The following is a 19,653-nucleotide window of genomic DNA, read 5'->3' on the forward strand; positions in this document are numbered from 1 at the left end:
TGCAGGATAAATCAGCAGTGTCAGTAGTTATGAAAAGTACAGAGCTTAACCTTATTCCTATCTTCGTTGCTATTTATGAAGAGAAGAACCTTTCTAAAGCAGCAGCAAGGATGAGCATTAGCCAACCTGCTGTCAGTAAAGCATTAAAAAGATTACGTGAAATTTACGATGATCCTTTATTTCATCGAAATACATCAGGAGTAGAGCCAACGGTATTCTCTTCTGATATTTATCCAGCGATGTCTGCGGCACTGAAGAATTTCACCTCAACATTATCGGCCTCAAGGGAGTTCGATCCTAAAACATCTAATCGTATTTTCTCTATTGCTGTCGTATCGACAGTGAGTTATTCATTGATCCCTAAATTAGTGAAACACATTCGTTTATGCGCACCGAATGTTTCATTAGAAATTCATCCTCAATTTACAGAGGATCTTGAATCTGATCTGCGTTTACAGCGGTATGATTTAGTTATTGATATGGCAATCCGAGGTCGTACGATTTTAAAGTCTGAGGTGATTTATACCGAAAGGTTACGAGTCGTTTGTAGTGAAAGTCACCCTCGAATTGGGGATTCCATTTCATTAGACGAATTTTTAAAAGAAGAACATGTTGCTGCATCACGCTGGCACAGTCGCAGTAGCTTGTTAAATGCTGATGATATTGGAGAACTTGAGGCTCGAAATATTGTAATTAGAGCTGCAGGGGCATTTGAAATGATGCCGATTATTGGTTCAACAGAGATGATCGGAATGTTGCCACAATCGGCAATTGATGATTTAGGTGCGTATTACAATTTAAAATCATTAGATTTACCTTTTGGTCGTCAACAACATGACTTGTGTACGATTTGGCATCCGAGTAGAACGGCTGAAAGTGGACATAGATGGTTGAGACAACAAATTCAAAAAGCAGTGAAAATAGAGTTAAACACGGATTAAATTCCATTATATTGCAGGGCTCTTTATGAGAGCTGTGACGTTATTGCTTTAATTGAGCATAATAAAAAGCAGCATTGATTTCTCAATGCTGCTTTTTTCGTATATTTAACAGGTTAGTTGCTTGTGACTTCTGTTAATACGTTTCCGGTTGCGCCACTTGGTTGAGTTATGCCTAAGATACTTGATAGCGTTGGGGCAATATCATAAGGTGTTATTTCTCGACTTACTTTCTCGTCATCAATATTGTATCCCGCAAAAATGACGGGAACATACGTATCGTAACGCCACGGTGAACCGTGAGTTGAGGCAATGGTTAATCCTCCCATGTCATTGATGAAGTTACGCGGTTGATAGACAACATAAACATCGCCAGAACGTGTTGGGTAGTAGTTATTTTTAACCAGTTGCATAGTATGAGTATTAGGGACTTGATTTTTTTCTATATCAGAACTTGTCACTGCATAAGCAATCCCTTTTACTTTAAGAAGTTCTTCTGCGACGGCTTTTTGAACTTTTTCAAGGGAAACTCCTTTCTTTTTAATGACATCATGATTTAAATAAATATAAGGCTGAGCATATAAACGAATTGCGTCTTCGCTTAACCCAAACTCTGTTTTTAAACGAGTTAATAATTGAGGAGAGATTAATTTTTTCTGATCAAAGAGCGCAGGTTGTTGAGCCCCTAATGCATTGACTACCGCAGGTGCTTCGGGCGCGCCGTGATCGGCAGACAGTACAATCAGAGTGTTTTCTAATCCAACTTGCTCGTCGACATTTTTCAACAGCTTCGTAATGGTTTTATCCAATCGAATTAAGTTGTCTTCGGCTTCTAAACTTGTAGGGCCATACATATGGATCACATAGTCATTTGCTGAAAAGCTGACGGCTAAATAATCGGTAAATTTTCCTTTTCCTAGATTCTCTTTTTTCAGCAGTGTGCTTGCGAAGTTTTCTGTAAGCTCATCACCAGCAGGGCTTAAGGTTAACATCGTGCTGTAATATTTATAGCTCGCAGGGCCGTATGGATGAGGGAAGGTACGTTTGAATCCGGCAAGATCTACTTTGTAATCGGGATTGCCTTCTTTTAATGTGTATTGTTCTGGAGGAAGGGAGAGCTCCCATCGTTTACCTGAATACTGTGAGGCCAGTTTTTGTTTGTTCCACGCGGTGACCCATTCTGGATATTCATTATAATAGTAAGTACTGGTTACAAACTCTGATTCTGCTTTTGAAAACCAAAACGCTTTACCTGAATGGCCACCAAGAGAGATTGCGCCTCTGTCTTTTACTGAAACGGAAAATATCTTTGATGCCCCATTACTGGAAATAGCTAACTCATCGCTGAAGGTTGTGGATAAAATCGGGTCAGGTGATCGCCCATCTTTGGTTGCGACTTTTTGGGTTGGGTCAATTTCTGTGTCTTTATTTACACCGGCACCTGAGCTCAGCATATCGTAATTGCCATCTTCTACGTTATAGACCAATCGTTCCTTGTTTCGGTCATACCAAACGTTACCGACCATACCATGAACACTCGGTGGAGCGCCGGTTGCTAGTGATACGTGTCCAACAATGGTTTCTGTATTACCATGTTGATAATACGCATTGGTGTAATAGGTACCATCATCCATAAGATAACGAAAACCATCATCACCAAAATTGGCTTTGTATCGTTTGAGCAAATCTCCCCTTAAGGCATCGACGGTAATTTGCAGTACGAGTTTGGGCTTTTGGTCCGCAGCGAACGAGGTCATTGGAATGATAAGCGCTCCCGTTAGTGCCATATAATGTAATGTTTTATTTTTCATTATGGGTTCCTTGCCAAAGTATGTTGGTAGTGTGTCTTATTATTTTGTGTCTTTTACTAAACGCAGTCCCATATCAGACATGATTATGGACTGGCTTGCAAAGTCTCGACGGTAGTTTTCTGACTCATCCGCGTCATAAGAAAAACTGCTGCCCCGCACCGATTTATGTGCTAAACCACTGGCTTCTTCACGAGCATTTGTTGGGTTATCTTGTGGGGAATAACGATAAAAATTATCGTCATAAGCATCACTTACAAATTCACCCACATTACCAGTCATGTCATATAAGCCTAGTTCATTGGGCTGTTTCATTCCAACAGGGTGCGCTTGGTTTTTTGCGTTTTTTGAATACCAAGCCACGTCATCAATATTGTTTGAGCCACTATAAATATAGCCTTGACTCAATTTTCCGCCTCGAGCGGCATATTCCCACTCAGCTTCAGTTGGAAGGCGGTATGTTTCTCCCGTCATTTCGTTCAGTTTTTCTATAAAGAAATTCGCTTGTTGCCAGCTTAAATTGTTCACCGGAATATCAGGAGATTGGAAATAACTTAAAGAGGAGCCCATAACCGATTCAAACAATTCTTGAGTAACTTCAAATTTGGAGATAGAAAAGTTATTAATGCTAACAAGGTGTACTGGCTTTTCTGCTTTATTCGCTTGGTTTGAATCTGATCCCATTAAGAACTCGCCACCTTCGACTCGTACCATATCTTGATCTATTTTTTGAGAAATAGGATGGGGTGGAGTACTCATGCAGCCCATTAAGGTCGTGCTTAGAAATATCGATACAAATAATGTTCTTATATTAGTAAAAAAAGAGACTCTAAACATGATGTCCTCTGCAGTAATGATTGAGTATTTATCATACAGTGAAAGGACTTTCCAAATAGGAATAACGTATATAACTAATTCGTTTGTTCTTTTTGTTTATTATGAAGTTAGAACTTGTTTGGTGACTTAACTTGAAGGGTGGATTAGGTTATTCATTAGGTAAGTTCTCACTATTAATTTTGCTAGAAAAATAGGAATTAAAATGATTATTACTCAAGGTCCTCAATTTCAAGGTAAAGCCTCGAAGCGATTGCATGTTATGGCAAAACCCATTGGGGCGGTGTGTAATATCGATTGTACTTATTGCTATTATTTGAGCAAAGAAGACTTACTTGATTACAAAAAAGGGTGTTCTCCACAAATGGATGATGAAACCCTGGAAATCTATATTCGACAATATATTGAAGGTCAAAATACCCCTGAGATCATTTTTTCATGGCAAGGTGGTGAACCGACGCTATTAGGATTGGATTATTTTAAGAAAATTGTCGTATTACAGAAAAAATACCAACCAGATGGGATTATTATCTCAAATGATCTACAGACCAACGGCACACTATTAACGCCTCAATGGTGTGAGTTTTTGGCTGAAAATAATTTCTTAGTTGGTTTAAGTATCGATGGCCCTGAATTGCTGCATAATGCTTATCGAACAAATAAAGCGGGTCGTGGAACGTTTAAGCAAGTCATGAAAGCGGTAGATTTATTGCATGAACATAGTGTGAAGTTCGCCACATTAACGTGTGTAAACAATCTGACAAGTCGCAATCCTTTAGAAGTGTACCGTTTTCTACGTGATGTCGTTAAATCTCCTCAAATGCAGTTTATCCCTATTGTTGAACAAAAAAGCTTTAGAACAGTCGCCCCTCAAACAGAACAAATGGACGTGCAATTACGTCAAGGTGATAAACGTTTAATTCCGGGTAATAAAGAATCGATAATGGAACCGTGGTGTGTCTCTGATGAAGCATGGGGTAACTTTTTAATTGCCGTGTTTGATGAATGGGCACAACACGATTTAGGGAAAGTGTTCGTTCAGTACTTTGAAGCGAGTGTTGAGACGTGGATGGGGCGTAAAAACCCACTGTGTACGCTCGGTGAAATTTGCGGAAAAGGGCTAGCAATGGAGCACAATGGTGACGTGTTTTCTTGTGACCATTACGTTTATCCTGAATATAAGATTGGTAACATTCATAATCAAGAATTAGATGAACTGGCATACAGTCTTAAGCAACAAGAGTTTGGTTTCGCTAAAGCAAAAACGTTAACGGCTCAATGTCAGCGATGTGATTATAAATTTGCGTGCCATGGTGAATGTCCGAAAAACCGTTTTATTAAAACGAGAGACGGTGAACCTGGCTTGAATTATTTGTGTGCAGGTTGGTATAAGTTCTTTGCTCATGCCGATAAATCGATTGCCTATATTTTGAAAATGCTAGGAAACCCAGTACAACAAGGGAAATACAGTGACGCGAAAAGAGCAGAAGCGCAAAGAGCCGCGGTATTCTCAACTAAATTTTAATCTTTTTATGTTGTAAGAGTAGAAAATAAGAATAAAAGTGTGGAGAGTAATCAGTGAATAATGCCGTTAAAAAATACGCAGCGATAGGACTCGTCAGTTTATTTGGGTTTTCAATCCCATCTCATGCCGCAACAGGTGCGGTACCGACAAACCAAACACAACGTATGACACCTGAGCAACAATTGGCGTATACCGCTCAAAATAAAAATGAAAGCATTGAAAAAAGAGCGGATGCGTTACGTCAACTTGCGCGTTACCCAAATCAAAATAGTTTGGTTGCCGTCGCCAGAGGGTTAAAAGAATCTAGCCCTGTCATTCGAGAGGCGGCGATAGTGGGTTCTGATCTATACCAATTTGAACATCGCTGGCGTATGCTTTCTCCTGTTTTGGATGATCCTGAAGCGAGTGTTCGTATGGCTGCGACTGCGAATTTACTTCGTGATTACAGTTCTATGAATACAGAGCAGAAAAAACAAATTGAAGCGCCATATAAAGCACTGGTAACGTACTTAAAGACACAATCCGATTCTAATTCTCAGCTGTTATTAGCGGATATATATCGTTGGCATGGAGAGTGGGCTAATGCAGACGTTATTTATCAAACTTTAGTAAAAAACGAACCTAAAAACAGTCAAGTTTGGCTTAACTTATCGGATAATTATCGAGCTCAAAGTCAAGATGCTGAAGCGTTAATTATTTTAGATAAAGGGATCAAAGAATTACCAAAAGAAGCAAGCTTATACTACTCAAAGGCATTAACCCAAGTGCGTTTGAATCAAAAAAACAATGCCGCTAAGTCAATAAAAATGGCAACAACATTGGCTGAAAACAATAGCTATTATTGGTATTTAAATGGTGTGTTGCATGAAGATATTGATTTATCTGTGGCAACAAAATCGTTTGAAAAAGCGTACCTGATTTCAGGATCACCAGAGCAACTTTATGCGTTATGTGATATCTATATTCGTTATGGCAATGAGAAAGGCGATGAGTGTTTAGAAGCGTTATCGAAGGTTGCTCCTGAGTATGTGATTAAGCAGTTGAAAGAGAAGCGAAAGTAAATCCCATTTTATATTTCGTTCTTTGATTTTTAGCAAAAAGCCCAAATTATTGAATTTGGGCTTTTTTGTATAACGATAAATACAGTGCATTTAGCTCTCAGGTTATTACTTTTTGGCATGAATTTTAGTTTGATTGATTTTCAAGCGTTGGCGTGTGATTGGTCGCATTTTGTTCAATTTAAATAGCGAAAATATTTAAGTTAATTATTATCCTTACATCAATAATTTCAATGGCTTAATGATGCTATTGTCAGTTTCAGGATGAAACCTAAGGATAGTTATGCAGGACGCTAATCAAGCACAATTTGAACTCGACGTTGCCACTATTAAGATACCATTACAAGTCTATGAGTTTTCAGGGAAAGAGAAACTAGGTGACTCTTATGAGTTTGAGATTACGTTTATATGTGAAGATCCAGAGCTTAATCTTGGTGAATGGCTTCAACTTCCTGCGCGACTTGTATTGCATCATCATAATTCTAAAGACTTTAATTTATCCCCCCGCTATGTTCATGGAGTCGTGGAGTCTATAGAGCAATTGAGCACCTCTTTTCGTTACAGTACTTATCGATTAACTCTTATTCCTATATTTTCGCTTTTGAACTATCGAACCAATTATCAAATATTTCAACACAAAACGGTTCCCGAGATCATTACTGAGATATATCAACAAGCAGGGATCTTAAGTCATCATTTTGAGATTGAGTTATTTAATGCGCATGAGCCTCGTGAGTATTGCGTTCAATATGGTGAAAGTGATTTTTACTTTATTCAGCGATTGATGTCAGAAGAAGGATTGGTTTCTTATTTTGAGCATAAAGAAGAAGGGAGTCGGTTAATTATTGCTGATGGCTCAGAAGCACATACTGAGTTAGCGTCATTATGTGTGGCCAGTGATAATGGAATGGCAAAGGAAGGCAATACCATTACTTCATTAATTAGAAAGCAACAAGTAAGCGTCGGCAAGGTATCGGTTCGAGAATTTAATTTTCAAACACCGAGTACTCATTCTTTTGGTGAGTCTACAATTGAAGATAAAGAGGATCAAACCTCGGAAAAGCCATTGACGCAATATGTGTATCCTGCCAATCAATCATCTTCAGATCTTGCGATTAAACACGCCTCATTGCATTTAAAGCAACATAGAGCAAGTAATCTGGAGCTGATTGGTGAAAGTGATTGTGCACAGTTAACTGCGGGCTATTTTCAACCAATCGTAGGCCATTCTAATCCTGAGTTTAATAATACATGGCTCTTAACTGAAGTCAGCCATCAAGGAAAACAACCTCAAGTATTAGAAGAACTTGCTGATGGAGTTTCGAATTATGTTGCTACATTTCGCTGTTTACCTTGGACTTTGCCTTTTAAGTTAGAACCAAAAACAAAACCTCTTATTAGTAGTACCGATACGGCGATAGTGACGGGGCCAAGTAACGAAGAAATTTATTGTGATGAGTTTGGGCGAGTGAAAGTTCAGTTTTATTGGGATAGAAATGGACAAGGTGATGAAACAACCAGCTGTTGGTTACGCACGTCACAAGGTTGGGCTGGTAATCAATATGGCCAATTTGTGCTGCCACGCATAGGGCACGAGGTGATCGTCAGTTTTATTCATGGAGATCCAGATAAGCCTATTATTACAGGGGCACTTTATAACGGAGATAATAAGCTTCCGTATGCACTTCCTGAACATAAAACACGAAGTACATTTAAAACTTCAAGTTCGGTAGGAGGAGAAACGTTTAATGAATTTCGTTTTGAAGATAAAAAAGACAACGAACAAGTCTATATTCACGCAGGTAGGGATTTAGATACACACATTAACAATGATCGAGTTGTTGAGGTATTTAATAATGAGCATAAGTTTGTTCATAACAATCAACTCCAAGAGATAAAGAAAAACAAAAACACCACAGTAAATGAAAGTCAGTTTGAAACCGTTAAAGGTGATGTCCATTATGAAGTTAATAGCAGTCTACATTCTAAGATTGGTGGTAAGCAGATGATGAAAATAGGGTCCGAATTGCACTTAAATTCGGGGCAAAAAATCATTCTAGAAGCAGGGGCTGAAGTCACTTTAAAAGCAGGGGGAAGCGTAGTGAAAATTGATCCTGCAGGTGTTCATTTAATGGGTTCTAAGATAAATCTTAATTCTGGTGGAAGTGCGGGCCGGGGTAGTGGTAATGAAGGCGCTACGGCGATGTTACCTTTAAATAAAACGTTAGAAAAAGTAGGATTATTACCTATGAAGGCATCGATAAACTCGCTAATTAATGGACAAAAACTGCATTTTATTGCAATAAAGCCATGCAATAAGGAACTGAACGATGCATGAACACCGCTATCTAATTGTTAATCCTCTTGAAGATAAAAGTGTCATTGAACGTTTTTATCATTTTGGAGGAAGTGATGCGTATTCACTTTACTCAAACAGTGACTTTTCTGCTCTGAAAGATGTTGGCCCATGGTTATTGCCTAATCCAACAACTGAATTCTTAGCTTACTTTAATGAGAATCCGTCCGGTTTTCTTATCCAGTATAATGATGATATTGAAACTCAAATTGAGCATTGGAAGAGCCTTACCCTTGCGGGTCTTGATGGCGAGATTACGTTGTTTCGCTATTACGATAGGGTTGTTTTAGAACCAATGCTAAAGACATTCAGTACAGAAGAACTATCAACATTTCTTGGTAGTGCTATCTCTCTTATTCTTATCTCTGTAGGCAATAATGAACTGATTTATAAAAATGAGGATACGAGTGTACTTGTTCAGGCAGAGCCGTGGTGGAAAATAGAAGATCATCATTTCTCTTATTGCATTAAAAAGCACGCTTGGGCGCTTGAACGTCAAGCATGGCAGCGATTACCTGAATTAATGAAAAAAATCCATTATTCATATTCTGACTTTCAAACGAGCATTATTAAGTATTTGGAGTTAGGAAGAGCTTATGATCTTCAGAATGAAGAGTTAGAAGCCTACGCGATTAACCAACTCGCTCATGATACTGACTGGAAAGATACATTTGTTTTTGATGCGTGGTATTTAGATGACAAACAAATAGATCTTATACAACAAATTGAAAATAAAATAATGAAAGATGAAGTGAGAAAAGGAATTCGAGCATGAGTGATCGTTGTGTTCCTTGTGAAAAAGAAAACCATTGGATTGAACTTGATTTTCGAGATGAGAATAATAAGTCTTATAAAGGCATTGAAATTACGATTGAAGATGCAGTTGGTGGGGTCCAAACCGTTAGATTAAAAGCCGGTATTAATGTGATTGAAAACATTGCGAGTGGTTTGGTTAAAATAAGTATGGAAGCTCAAGCGTTGATTGATCTTGTCGAAAACCGCGCAATGCGAAATAAATCAGAAGTGTCTTCTGTGATTGATTCTTCTAGAGGTGAGCTTGGTGGCCGAGAAAAAGACACTGTTAAAGAATATAAGCATGTCACCTTAGGCGATTTATGGGGTAAAGGACCTGAGTATCAATTGCCTAAAGAGCATGACAAAGGGTACTTAGGTAATGTTTCTTTTTTTCATAATGAAAGTTACGTCATTGAGATTCAAGATTTCACAAAACAAGAAATACGTTTTGGGGTATTTTTTGATGGAACAGGAAACAACTCTTTTAATGCTGATTTTGGCGCTCAATGTGCCGATCAAGGTTTTGTACCTGATGAAAACGAAGATATTTGTGCAGATCTAAATGAATATTCAAAGAAAGCGCGAGGAAGTTACGATAATTCGATTACGAATATAGGTCGTTTATTTAATGAGTATAAATTTGAATCAGGTAAAAGCTATCGTATATATATGGAAGGTGTAGGAACCAACGCACAAGAAGAGGATGATCGTTTTCCTGATATGGGGTTAGGGATTGGTGATTTAGGTGTGATCGCTATATCTAATCTTGCTAGTGACAAATTAGTAAAACTATTTATAGAAAAAGATTTAGACAGTAATTTAATACATATAGTTTTTGATCTTTTTGGTTTTAGTCGTGGTGCAGCTACCGCGAGACATTTTGCCAATGAGATACATAAAAAAAATAATGGTTTAATACATGAAAAATTACAATTAAATGAATCTTCTAAGGTTAGTATTAATTTTATTGGTTTATTTGATACGGTTGCAGCGATTGGTTGTATGCGAGATTTACTAGATACGACGGATGAATACAATCATGGCGTTAATTTATATCTGCCTAAAAATATAGCTAATAAAGTGATACAAATTACGGCGCATCATGAATGTAGAGATAACTTTGCTTTAAATTCTGTGGCGCCAGAGCATCAAGAATTTGCTTTGTTAGGCGTACATTCTGATATTGGCGGGGGTTATAGAGATCTGAATGATGATGTATTGATCATGAAGCCTTATATCCAAACTTACAGTCGAAACGATCAATTTTCAGTGGCGCATTTTCGACAAATAGCAGAACAACGTATTGACGATGCAAAAAAAGAGTTTTTATCTTACGTATTATCCTCAAATAATTTCTCAGAAAATAATATAACTAAAATAGTAATGACAAGTAACCATTATAAATATAAAGCTATATTATCAATGAAGCGTGAAATTTCACCTAATCTACAATTATTAGCTTTTAAATTCATGCATAAAATAGGACTTGAATATAATGTTCCGTTTTCAGTTGATACGTTAGTATTGGATGGTAACTTACAGAAATTATATTATTACTATGAGTCAATCTCTAATCAGTCAACAGAGTTATCAGGGCTTTCAGTAATTAACAATATACCGACATCATTATCTTCTTCTATCTTAAAACAGTATGTTCATTGTTCCGATCATTGGGCATTAGATACAGGACTTTACACGATGAAGCCTAGAATAAATAATAACGGTGAGCGAGAACGTAAAGTGTGGCCACATAAAAAGCAAGAAGGATATCCATTTTGATTAAGATTATATTCAGTGTTTTTTGTTTATTTTTATCTGGTTGTGGAAACTCTCTATTTGAGAGCTCAAAGCAATTAGATGAATGGACAATATCGACCATGTCACCAAAATATTATACGGTGAGAGGGGATACATTACTAATTGTTGGAGAGAAGAAGGCGGGTGGATGGAAAGGTATGATTGGCAAGGCGACGATGGAATCGTTAGATCCTCTTAATTGGGAGGGATTAGATCGTTTTCATTCAGGCTATTCAATTAAAAGTACTGAATTACCCGGTTTATTTTATATTCGATGGCACTCTTTATCTAATAAAAAAACGTACAATAAAAGCGTTCGAGTATCAGAAGAAATACGAAAGAAAATGAGCGAATACCATGATATGAGGTGTGGATTCAATAATGGTCTATATCCATATAAAGATAATATATTATTAGGCTTAGCCCCTGATGGCATGATCTCTGTCTTTCTAAATGGCACGTGCTTTAAAAATGAACTGCAATTTAAAGTGCAAGCGGTCGAAGAGGAAGTATCCGATGATTTTATATATCCAGAATTAAGTGAAGAAGCACAAGCGTATGTTGATGAGCATGGCGTCCCCGTTGGTATTTGGTAGGTATCTAAAATGGTTAAAATAATCCTAAGTATTTTTTGTTTATTGATCTCGGGTTGTTCTGCTAAATCATTATTTCAATCTGAGCAGTTAGATGAATGGCGAATTTCAACTCTAGCGCCCAAGTATTATACTGTAAGAGTTGATATATTATTGATTGCTGGAGAAAATAAGAAAGGGGGATGGACTGGTATGGTTGGCAATACAACAATGGAATCATCTAATCCTTCTGGTTGGGATGGAGGAGAGCGTTTTAATTCAGGTTATGCAATTGAAAGTACTGAATTACCCGGTTTATTTTATATTCGATGGCACTCTTTATCTAATAAAAAAACTTACAAAAAAAATGTTAGAATATCTGAGGGTATTAGACATAAAATGAGGGAATATCACAATGTCCGTTGTGGGAAGAGTAATAAACTCCGTCCATATAAAAACAATATTTTATTAGGCTTAGCTCCAGATGGAGTGATTTCGGTATTTCTTAATGGTGGTTGTTTTGATAATGAACTGCAGTTTAAAGTACAAGCAATAGAATATAAAGTATCCGATGATTTTATATATCCAGAATTAAGCGAAGAAGCACAAGCGTATGTTGATGAGCATGGTGTCCCCGTTGGTATTTGGTAGATATCTAAAATGATTAAGATAATCCTAAGTATTTTTTGTTTACTGTTATCTGGCTGTGGAAGCTCTCTATTTGAGAAACAAAAGCAATTAGATGAATGGACAATATCAACAATGGCACCCAAATATTATTCAGCATATGTAGATAATTTACTTATTGTGGGAGAAAAGAAAGAAGGCGGTTGGACTGGAATGGTTACTACATCGACTAAGTTTTCTAAAAATCCTCTTAGTTGGGAGGGGTTAGAACGCTTTCATTCAGGCTATTCAATTAAAAGTACTGAATTACCCAGTTTGTTTTATATTCGATGGCACTCTTTATCTAATAAAAAAACGTACAATAAAAGCGTTCGAGTATCAGAAGAAATACGAAAGAAAATGAGCGAATACCATGATATGAGGTGTGGATTCAATAATGGTCTATATCCATATAAAGATAATATATTATTAGGCTTAGCTCCTGATGGAATGATTTCTGTCTTTCTAAATGGCACGTGCTTTAAAAATGAACTGCAATTTAAAGTGCAAGCGGTCGAAGAGGAAGTATCCGATGATTTTATATATCCAGAATTAAGCGAAGAAGCACAAGCGTATGTTGATGAGCATGGCGTCCCCGTTGGTATTTGGTAGGTATAAACATAGATCTTCACATATAAAAATCCCCAAGGAGCAGTACTCTTTGGGGATTTTTATTTTGAATATGGGATTAATGCATTACTTGCAATTCATCGACTTCCATATTGATGTGTTGTGGGTTTTTCTGTAGCCAACGTAAACGTAAGCTTAATAGGATAGCAGCGGTACTTAAACCACCAATAAAGCCAATCCAGAAACCGTAAACACCCATAGGCTCAACGATCCAATCCGTCATGCCTAGAATGTATCCCGCAGGTAAACCGACAATCCAATAAGAGATAAACGTACGCTTAAAGATTGCTGTCATGTCTTTATAGCCACGCAATGCACCAGCAGCAACAACTTGCACTGCATCAGTACATTGGTAAACCGCAGCCAATAACATTAAGCTTACCGCGAGATGTACTACTTCGACGTTGTCTGTGTATAAATAAGCAATAGATTCGCGAAAAAGTACGGTTAAAATAGCGGTACAAAATGCCATTAATAGACCAAAAGCCAAACCGCAATAGCTTGCAATTCGTGCTCCTTCAAGATCATTTTCACCTAATTTTTGACCTACGCGAATACTTACCGCAATCGCAATGCTCATTGGCACCATAAAGATCAATGAAGAGAAGTTAATCGCCACCTGATGGGCAGCAACAACGGTAGAGCCTAATGGGGAAACCAATAGAGCAACCGCTGCAAATAAGGTTACTTCAAAGAAAATAGACAAGGCAACAGGAAGCCCCAGTTTAAATAAGCGATAGATTTCTTTTAGTTGTGGTTTGTTCCAGTTTTCATATAAGTTTACGCGGCGTAGCTTTGGCGCCACAAACGTATAAATGATCATCGCAACAAACATCAGCCAGTAGACAATAGCGGTTGCAACACCACAACCAACACCACCTAGGGCAGGGGCACCAAGCTTGCCATATACAAACATCCAGTTTAGAGGGATGTTAGCGGCAAGACCAATAAAACCAATGACCATTGCTGGTATCGTTAATGACAAACCTTCGCAGAAACTGCGTAATGCTTGGAATAATAAAAACGCAGGTGCAGCCCACAATACGGCGTGTAGGTAACCTTTAGTTTTTTCATATAACTCAGGCTCAACATTCATTAATGCAATGATATGTCCGGCGTTGTAAAGGATAACCATAATAGGAATAGAGATCAGTAGGGCTAAATAAATGCCTTGATGGATCTCAAAAGGAATTTTTTTCGATTTTCCTGAACCATTCAGTTGAGCAACAACAGGCACAAGTGCCATTAGTAAACCAACACCAAATAATATAGCAGGCAGCCAAACACTGGCTGCAATCGCAACGGCTGCCATGTCGGTAGCACTTACGCCACCTGCCATTACTGTATCGACAAACCCCATGCCTGTTTGAGCAACACTCGCAATTAGAACAGGGGTAGATAGCTTGATTAAGCGAACGATTTCTTTTTGGTATCTGTGCACTGATTCACCGTGGATATTAATGTGTAAAGGTTATAGCGATGACTTTTAGAGCCGATCATGAGATCGAATAAAAAGAGATATAAGGGTCTGATTGAGTGCTTTAAACAGGAGTCTGTCAAAGGTAAGCAGAATCCGACAGTATATAGAGTAAGTACAACTTCACAAAATGAAATATTCAACGTATTGTGATATTTTTAAAAATAGAGAGAGTTAAATAATGCTCTTGAATTTTTAGTATCAAATTGATTGGAGAGACTGATGTTTACTGGGATTGTAGCAACGACGGCAAAGGTTATTGATATCATTAAAAAAGAGAACTTTCAGACTCATATTGTTGAAATTCTTGAACCTTACAATCATGAATTAGAAATAGGGGCTTCTGTTGCTCATAACGGGTGCTGTTTGACGGTGACTAAAATTGATGGCAACAAAGTCTGGTTTGATTTGATTGAAGAAACGTTACGTTTAACGAACCTTGGTTTCTTAAGTATTGGGCAACGAGTCAATATTGAGCGTGCCGCTCGGTTTGGTGATGAGATTGGTGGTCATTCAATGTCAGGTCATATTGTTGATATTATGATCGTAAGGGAAGTGATTAAAACCTCCGCGAACTGTAAAATTTGGTTTGATGTTCCCCCTACATGGCTCAAATATGTGTTACATAAAGGGTATGTTGGCGTCGATGGAATTAGTCTTACGATTGGTGACGTTGATGCAAAGGGATTTAACGTGAATCTTATCCCTGAAACTCTAGAGAGAACGAATTTAAGTGAGCGTATTGTGGGTGATAAAATTAATTTAGAAATTGATCCGCAAACCCAAGCTATTGTCGATACGATTGAGCGAGTATTAGCGAACCAAAATAATTAATTTGATCATAATGAATTAAAACAGCCCATCTTCATTACTGTCTATCGATAAGTTTATCGTACTGTTATGCGGGTTAACGGTCATTTTCATTTCAATAGCACGATGGCAAGATGGGCAATCATCATACACCTGCTGACTACGTTGATTTTGACCGATTACCATATCAATAGAGTGCTGACAATTTGGGCATTCTATATTTTTCGTAATGTAATTATTCAAAATAAACTCCTTCTAATTGTACTGCAATTACCGCCGAGGTTCTTGGCGCATCATATTGTTAGAAAAGTCTGCAACAATGTGACTAGTCAATAATAGAAAAAAGAGTTGGTTTTTGCAGTGAATTAAGTGGAAAGGTTGACTTAGGGCTTATTTTTTAAAGGCTTGATAAATAAGATATAAAAAATGAGGTGATAAAGATCACCTCAAACTGTTTTTAATATTTAGCTGCTCAATGGGTTAGGTTTAGTTTATCGATCAATTGTTGAGCATGGTTTAAATATTCACCACCGAACATATTACAGTGGTTGAGTACGTGATAAAGATTATAAAGGTTTTGACGAGTTTCAAACCCTTCCTCAATGTCACGGATAGACAGGTAACCTTCAAAAAAACTGTCTTGAAAACCACCAAATAGTGTTGCCATTGCAAGATCGCATTCAGGATCTCCCCAGTAGCAAGCTGGATCATAAACTATCGGACCTTTAACACTGAGTGACACATTACCATGCCAGAAATCGCCATGCAGTAATGAGGGTTTAGGATTATGATTGTGCAGGATTTTCTTTGAATTATTAACAAGGGTGTCGATATCTCCTAAAAACATCCCTTTTTCATGCAATAGTTGAAGTTGCCAACCAATGCGTTGCTCCGCAAAGAAACAGTCCCATCTTCGATGCCATGTATTTACTTGTAATACACTACCAAGATAGTTATCGCCGTCAAAACCGTATTCTAATTGGTCGCCCCACAAATGGTGGTGGGCAAGACTAATGCCTAAGTCATAAGAGGCCTTTTTATCCATGACTTTGGTTGGAAGATAATTTAGAACAAGAAAAGAGTGAGTTTTAGTTACTCCGATATGAATAGGTTTTGGAACAAAAATATGATCTGATTTATCGAGTTGAGTCAAACTTTCCACTTCAGTTTCAAAGATAGGAAGCTCAGCCCGATCATTTACTTTTACAAAATAACGTTCAGATCCATTACTGATCATATAGCAGTCATTTATCTCGCCACCATTAATGGTTTCACGATCTGAGATGGTAAAAGGGCGTTTTGTCACGTCAGAGATTTGTTGAGCGATTGCTTGCCACATAATTGCCTCTCTTGTGTCTAAAAATATCTTCATTAATCATAGTGTATTTTTGATAAATATCTGTGAAGTACAGCTAAAAGCGTTAAATATTTAATCTAAATAAGTTATTGAAGTAATTGAAAAGTCAAGGTTGAAAGGTAAGGGTTGAGCATTATTCTCGAATTTGATAAATTAACCATCAGTGCCCAATTTAATGGGTATATTATGACAATGAACACTTACTATTATAAAAAATGGGCAGATTATGGTTATTAATTCAGATGGGTACCATGCGCTAATTGAATACTTGACCGAGCATCTAGCAATTTTTGCTAATCAGCAAGGGGATACAGGCGAAGAAACAGTAGAAGATATTGTGACTGATCTTGTTGCTTCTAATCTTATGGCGGTATTCCAACAGAATCCAGAGTTAGATCCTGATGTTCGTTTTACGTTAATGCGTGAAGCCGATGCAGTTGTGGCGGATTTAGGTGAAGTACTTGCAAGTGCTTGGGTTCAAAAAGCAACGAACGAACAAGTTATGTTTTTAGATGATTATATTGGCTTAATTAAAAATCTTTTTGATAGTGCTTTTAAATAATTAGACAATAAATTAATGAAGCTAAGAGAATTAAGGTAAATGCTTATCTATTTTTTCTTAGCTTTTTTATGAAAATTACAACACTCGCCTTACTTGCCAATACGCTTTTTTCCAATATGGATTATCAAGACTTGAGATAATGACGCCTTTTGATGTTGAAGCATGCATGAATTCACGGTTTCCAATATACACACCTACATGTCTTACTTTTATTCCCGTTTTAAAGAAAATAAGATCGCCTTTCTTTGCATTTGCTAGCGCAATTTTCTGCCCCGTTGATATTTGATACTCAGTCGTTCTAGGTAAAGATAATTGATGTAATGTTTGAAGTGCGTCTTGAGTAAAAGCTGAACAATCCACGCCATTTTTACTTATTCCACCATATTTATAAGGGACGCCTTGCCATTCTCGAAAATAATCTTGATAGCCATCGGATTGCTTCAACTGTGGGTATTTAACTTCAATATCTTGTTTCGATAATTGTTGGGGTGGTGGTGTAGAGCTACAGCCTGCGATGCTACTTAATAGGATAAAGCCAAAAATTAAAGAGATATTGCGAGTCATGATAAAAATCCTAATGCGTTTTCTCTATTATTGCATAGAAATAACGTTGAAGACATCAAGTGATTGTGAATAAGATGTTGTAATGGTTAATTGGTATAACTGCTTTTTGTTCGTTTAATAGTCATAACACCTGCATTTGAAATATCTTGTGACATTTTACACTTTTAATACATTTTACAATCGAGTAACCTTTGTTTGAATTTTGGATGTACTTACTTTTAACCAAACACTTACATTTTAGTCGTTTTGATAGAAATGAGGTGATTAAATTAAATCAGTAAGATTAAAACAAGGAGTTACAGATGAGTTCGTCTGCATCGCAACAACAAAACCAACAACAGCCAAAAAGGCCGTTGTTCACTCGTTTTCTTGATTCTGTTGAGTATTTAGGAAACCTTTTACCACACCCAATCACTCTTTTTGCAATCTTTTGTGTGGCAATTCTCGTTCTTTCTGGCATCGCTGGTTATTTTGAAGTCTCAGTTATCGATCCTCGTCCTGAAGGGGCAAAAGGGCGTGCAGCTGACGGCATGATCCATGTCATCAGTTTATTTAATGCAGAAGGCTTACAACTTATTGTGACTAACTTAGTGAAAAACTTTGTTGGTTTCGCTCCGTTAGGTACCGTTCTTGTCGCAATGCTTGGTGTTGCAATCGCTGAGCATTCAGGCATGTTATCTGCTGCTATGCGTGGCATGGTCATGGGTGCCTCTAAGCGAATGGTTACCGTAACCGTCGTATTTGCCGGTATTATCTCAAATACAGCCTCTGAGCTTGGTTATGTAGTACTTATCCCACTTGCGGCGATGCTGTTCCATTCACTCGGCCGTCATCCGTTGGCTGGTCTTGCTGCTGCATTCGCTGGTGTTTCTGGTGGTTACTCTGCAAACCTTCTTATCGGTACCGTTGACCCACTGCTTTCTGGTATTACAGAAACTGCAGCGCAAATGATTGATCCAACGTACACCGTAGGTCCTGAAGCAAACTGGTACTTTATGTTTGTATCTACTTTCTTCATTGCAATCACGGGTGCGTTTGTAACTGAGAAAATTGTTGAACCGAAATTAGGTAAATACAATGATGAAGAAGCAGCAGAAGATCTATCAAATGATAAGATGGGTAAACTGACCGCCGTTGAAAAGAAAGGGCTTAAGTTTGCTGGTGTGGCTGTTCTGATTGTCAGTGCGTTACTTGCATGGACGATAGTTCCTGAAGATGGCGTATTACGTTCAGCAACAGGTACGGTTTCAGGGTCTCCATTCCTTAAAAGTATTGTGGCATTCATCTTTGTATTCTTTGCTGTTCCCGGTTTTGTTTACGGTAAAATCGTAGGCACAATGAAGAACGACAGGGATGTGATCAATGCAATGGCGACATCAATGTCTTCAATGGGCATGTATATTGTTCTTGTGTTCTTTGCTGCACAGTTTGTTGCTTTCTTTAAGTGGACTAACTTTGGTCAAGTCATTGCGGTTGGTGGTGCTAGTTTCTTACAAGACGTTGGCCTAACTGGACCTATGTTGTTCTTCGCGTTCATCTTAATGTGTGGTTTCATTAACTTGATGATTGGTTCGGCTTCTGCTCAGTGGGCTGTAACTGCACCTATCTTCGTACCAATGTTAATGCTAGTGGGTTACGCACCTGAAACAATTCAAGCGGCGTATCGTATCGGCGATTCAACAACGAATATCATTACACCAATGATGAGTTACTTTGGTTTAATCCTTGCGGTAGCAACGCGTTACATGAAGAATCTAGGTATTGGTACATTGATTGCGACCATGCTTCCATACTCAATCTGCTTTATGTTTGGTTGGAGTATTCTGTTCTACCTATGGGTATTCGTCTTTGGTTTACCAGTAGGTCCTGGCGCTGCAACGTTCTACACACCATAATAGGCAATA

At 37.8% G+C, this 19,653-nt stretch carries 18 protein-coding genes; 12 read left to right on the forward strand and 6 right to left on the reverse strand.

Annotation, left to right across the window (positions count from 1 at the left end):
• The first annotated feature begins 29 nt into the window (after positions 1 to 29).
• Complete coding sequence (locus A6E04_RS04900) at positions 30 to 941, forward strand: LysR family transcriptional regulator (RefSeq protein ID WP_083198950.1); 912 nt, start codon at positions 30 to 32, stop codon at positions 939 to 941.
• 113 nt (positions 942 to 1,054) lie between these two features.
• On the opposite strand, the gene A6E04_RS04905 is transcribed toward A6E04_RS04900, so the two are convergent.
• Together A6E04_RS04905 and A6E04_RS04910 are read right to left on the reverse strand one after the other, a co-directional pair.
• Positions 1,055 to 2,725 carry an alkaline phosphatase family protein gene (locus A6E04_RS04905; protein ID WP_065610958.1) on the reverse strand — a complete coding sequence of 557 codons (1,671 nt, stop codon included), beginning with the start codon at positions 2,723 to 2,725 and terminating at the stop codon, positions 1,055 to 1,057.
• Between the two features lie 63 nt (positions 2,726 to 2,788).
• Complete coding sequence (locus tag A6E04_RS04910; protein WP_370527160.1) at positions 2,789 to 3,514, reverse strand: formylglycine-generating enzyme family protein; 726 nt, start codon at positions 3,512 to 3,514, stop codon at positions 2,789 to 2,791.
• Between the two features lie 271 nt (positions 3,515 to 3,785).
• Here A6E04_RS04910 and A6E04_RS04915 point away from each other — a divergent pair, with 271 nt between their 5' ends.
• From A6E04_RS04915 to A6E04_RS04950, 8 genes are all read left to right on the forward strand, one after another.
• Complete coding sequence (locus A6E04_RS04915; RefSeq protein ID WP_065610261.1) at positions 3,786 to 5,105, forward strand: anaerobic sulfatase maturase; 1,320 nt, start codon at positions 3,786 to 3,788, stop codon at positions 5,103 to 5,105.
• Positions 5,106 to 5,158: 53 nt separating this feature from the next.
• Positions 5,159 to 6,166 carry a tetratricopeptide repeat protein gene (locus A6E04_RS04920; RefSeq protein ID WP_065610263.1) on the forward strand — a complete coding sequence of 336 codons (1,008 nt, stop codon included), beginning with the start codon at positions 5,159 to 5,161 and terminating at the stop codon, positions 6,164 to 6,166.
• Positions 6,167 to 6,446: 280 nt separating this feature from the next.
• Entirely contained in the window at positions 6,447 to 8,501 is a 2,055-nt protein-coding gene (gene tssI, locus A6E04_RS04925) for a type VI secretion system tip protein TssI/VgrG (RefSeq protein ID WP_065610265.1), read from the forward strand.
• On the forward strand, positions 8,494 to 9,294 hold the full coding sequence (locus A6E04_RS04930; RefSeq protein ID WP_065610268.1) for a DUF4123 domain-containing protein: 801 nt from the start codon (positions 8,494 to 8,496) through the stop codon (positions 9,292 to 9,294). The genes tssI and A6E04_RS04930 overlap by 8 nt, the downstream gene beginning before the upstream one ends.
• A complete protein-coding gene (locus A6E04_RS04935) occupies positions 9,291 to 11,093 on the forward strand; it encodes a phospholipase effector Tle1 domain-containing protein (RefSeq protein ID WP_065610270.1) in 1,803 nt (600 codons plus the stop codon). The genes A6E04_RS04930 and A6E04_RS04935 overlap by 4 nt, the downstream gene beginning before the upstream one ends.
• A complete protein-coding gene (locus tag A6E04_RS04940) occupies positions 11,090 to 11,707 on the forward strand; it encodes a DUF2931 family protein (protein WP_065610272.1) in 618 nt (205 codons plus the stop codon). Before A6E04_RS04935 ends, A6E04_RS04940 begins: the two co-directional genes overlap by 4 nt.
• Positions 11,708 to 11,716: 9 nt before the next feature.
• A complete protein-coding gene (locus A6E04_RS04945) occupies positions 11,717 to 12,334 on the forward strand; it encodes a DUF2931 family protein (RefSeq protein WP_065610274.1) in 618 nt (205 codons plus the stop codon).
• Between the two features lie 9 nt (positions 12,335 to 12,343).
• A complete protein-coding gene (locus A6E04_RS04950; RefSeq protein ID WP_065610275.1) occupies positions 12,344 to 12,961 on the forward strand; it encodes a DUF2931 family protein in 618 nt (205 codons plus the stop codon).
• Positions 12,962 to 13,037: 76 nt separating this feature from the next.
• On the opposite strand, the gene A6E04_RS04955 is transcribed toward A6E04_RS04950, so the two are convergent.
• Entirely contained in the window at positions 13,038 to 14,420 is a 1,383-nt protein-coding gene (locus tag A6E04_RS04955; protein WP_065610277.1) for an MATE family efflux transporter, read from the reverse strand.
• A 258-nt stretch (positions 14,421 to 14,678) separates the two neighbouring features.
• Between A6E04_RS04955 and A6E04_RS04960 the strand changes: the two genes are divergently transcribed.
• Positions 14,679 to 15,290 (forward strand): riboflavin synthase, encoded by a 612-nt coding sequence (locus A6E04_RS04960; protein WP_017022747.1) that lies wholly within the window; start codon positions 14,679 to 14,681, stop codon positions 15,288 to 15,290.
• Positions 15,291 to 15,305: 15 nt separating this feature from the next.
• Here the strand turns inward: A6E04_RS04960 and A6E04_RS04965 are convergent, their stop codons facing one another.
• Both A6E04_RS04965 and A6E04_RS04970 read right to left on the reverse strand, forming a co-directional pair.
• Positions 15,306 to 15,509: a zinc ribbon domain-containing protein gene (locus A6E04_RS04965; RefSeq protein WP_012550077.1), complete on the reverse strand. Its 204-nt coding sequence runs from the start codon at positions 15,507 to 15,509 to the stop codon at positions 15,306 to 15,308.
• 229 nt (positions 15,510 to 15,738) lie between these two features.
• Positions 15,739 to 16,605 (reverse strand): fructosamine kinase family protein, encoded by an 867-nt coding sequence (locus tag A6E04_RS04970; RefSeq protein WP_017022746.1) that lies wholly within the window; start codon positions 16,603 to 16,605, stop codon positions 15,739 to 15,741.
• 244 nt (positions 16,606 to 16,849) lie between these two features.
• Between A6E04_RS04970 and A6E04_RS04975 the strand changes: the two genes are divergently transcribed.
• Positions 16,850 to 17,185, forward strand: a complete 336-nt coding sequence (locus A6E04_RS04975; protein ID WP_012550079.1) for a DUF3802 family protein — start codon at positions 16,850 to 16,852, stop codon at positions 17,183 to 17,185.
• 75 nt (positions 17,186 to 17,260) lie between these two features.
• On the opposite strand, the gene A6E04_RS04980 is transcribed toward A6E04_RS04975, so the two are convergent.
• Positions 17,261 to 17,749: a C40 family peptidase gene (locus A6E04_RS04980; RefSeq protein ID WP_065610280.1), complete on the reverse strand. Its 489-nt coding sequence runs from the start codon at positions 17,747 to 17,749 to the stop codon at positions 17,261 to 17,263.
• Positions 17,750 to 18,051: 302 nt separating this feature from the next.
• On the opposite strand from A6E04_RS04980, the gene A6E04_RS04985 reads away from it, so the two are divergent.
• Positions 18,052 to 19,644, forward strand: coding sequence for an AbgT family transporter (locus tag A6E04_RS04985; RefSeq protein ID WP_017022744.1), 1,593 nt, complete (start codon positions 18,052 to 18,054; stop codon positions 19,642 to 19,644).
• Positions 19,645 to 19,653 lie beyond the last annotated feature (9 nt).

This window comes from Aliivibrio logei, from assembly GCF_001691055.1.
GTDB classification, from domain to species: Bacteria; Pseudomonadota; Gammaproteobacteria; order Enterobacterales; family Vibrionaceae; genus Aliivibrio; species Aliivibrio salmonicida.

Excerpts from the sequence above, each read along its gene's own strand:
- A6E04_RS04950 (WP_065610275.1), top strand. The coding sequence starts at position 12,344 with ATGATTAAGATAATCCTAAGTATTTTTTGTTTACTGTTATCTGGCTGT.
- tssI (WP_065610265.1), top strand. The coding sequence starts at position 6,447 with ATGCAGGACGCTAATCAAGCACAATTTGAACTCGACGTTGCCACTATT.
- A6E04_RS04910 (WP_370527160.1), bottom strand. The coding sequence starts at position 3,514 with ATGGGCTGCATGAGTACTCCACCCCATCCTATTTCTCAAAAAATAGAT.
- A6E04_RS04900 (WP_083198950.1), top strand. The coding sequence starts at position 30 with ATGAAAAGTACAGAGCTTAACCTTATTCCTATCTTCGTTGCTATTTAT.
- A6E04_RS04980 (WP_065610280.1), bottom strand. The coding sequence starts at position 17,749 with ATGACTCGCAATATCTCTTTAATTTTTGGCTTTATCCTATTAAGTAGC.
- A6E04_RS04905 (WP_065610958.1), bottom strand. The coding sequence starts at position 2,725 with ATGGCACTAACGGGAGCGCTTATCATTCCAATGACCTCGTTCGCTGCG.
- A6E04_RS04970 (WP_017022746.1), bottom strand. The coding sequence starts at position 16,605 with ATGTGGCAAGCAATCGCTCAACAAATCTCTGACGTGACAAAACGCCCT.
- A6E04_RS04975 (WP_012550079.1), top strand. The coding sequence starts at position 16,850 with ATGGTTATTAATTCAGATGGGTACCATGCGCTAATTGAATACTTGACC.
- A6E04_RS04930 (WP_065610268.1), top strand. The coding sequence starts at position 8,494 with ATGCATGAACACCGCTATCTAATTGTTAATCCTCTTGAAGATAAAAGT.
- A6E04_RS04985 (WP_017022744.1), top strand. The coding sequence starts at position 18,052 with ATGAGTTCGTCTGCATCGCAACAACAAAACCAACAACAGCCAAAAAGG.
- A6E04_RS04960 (WP_017022747.1), top strand. The coding sequence starts at position 14,679 with ATGTTTACTGGGATTGTAGCAACGACGGCAAAGGTTATTGATATCATT.
- A6E04_RS04915 (WP_065610261.1), top strand. The coding sequence starts at position 3,786 with ATGATTATTACTCAAGGTCCTCAATTTCAAGGTAAAGCCTCGAAGCGA.
- A6E04_RS04945 (WP_065610274.1), top strand. The coding sequence starts at position 11,717 with ATGGTTAAAATAATCCTAAGTATTTTTTGTTTATTGATCTCGGGTTGT.
- A6E04_RS04935 (WP_065610270.1), top strand. The coding sequence starts at position 9,291 with ATGAGTGATCGTTGTGTTCCTTGTGAAAAAGAAAACCATTGGATTGAA.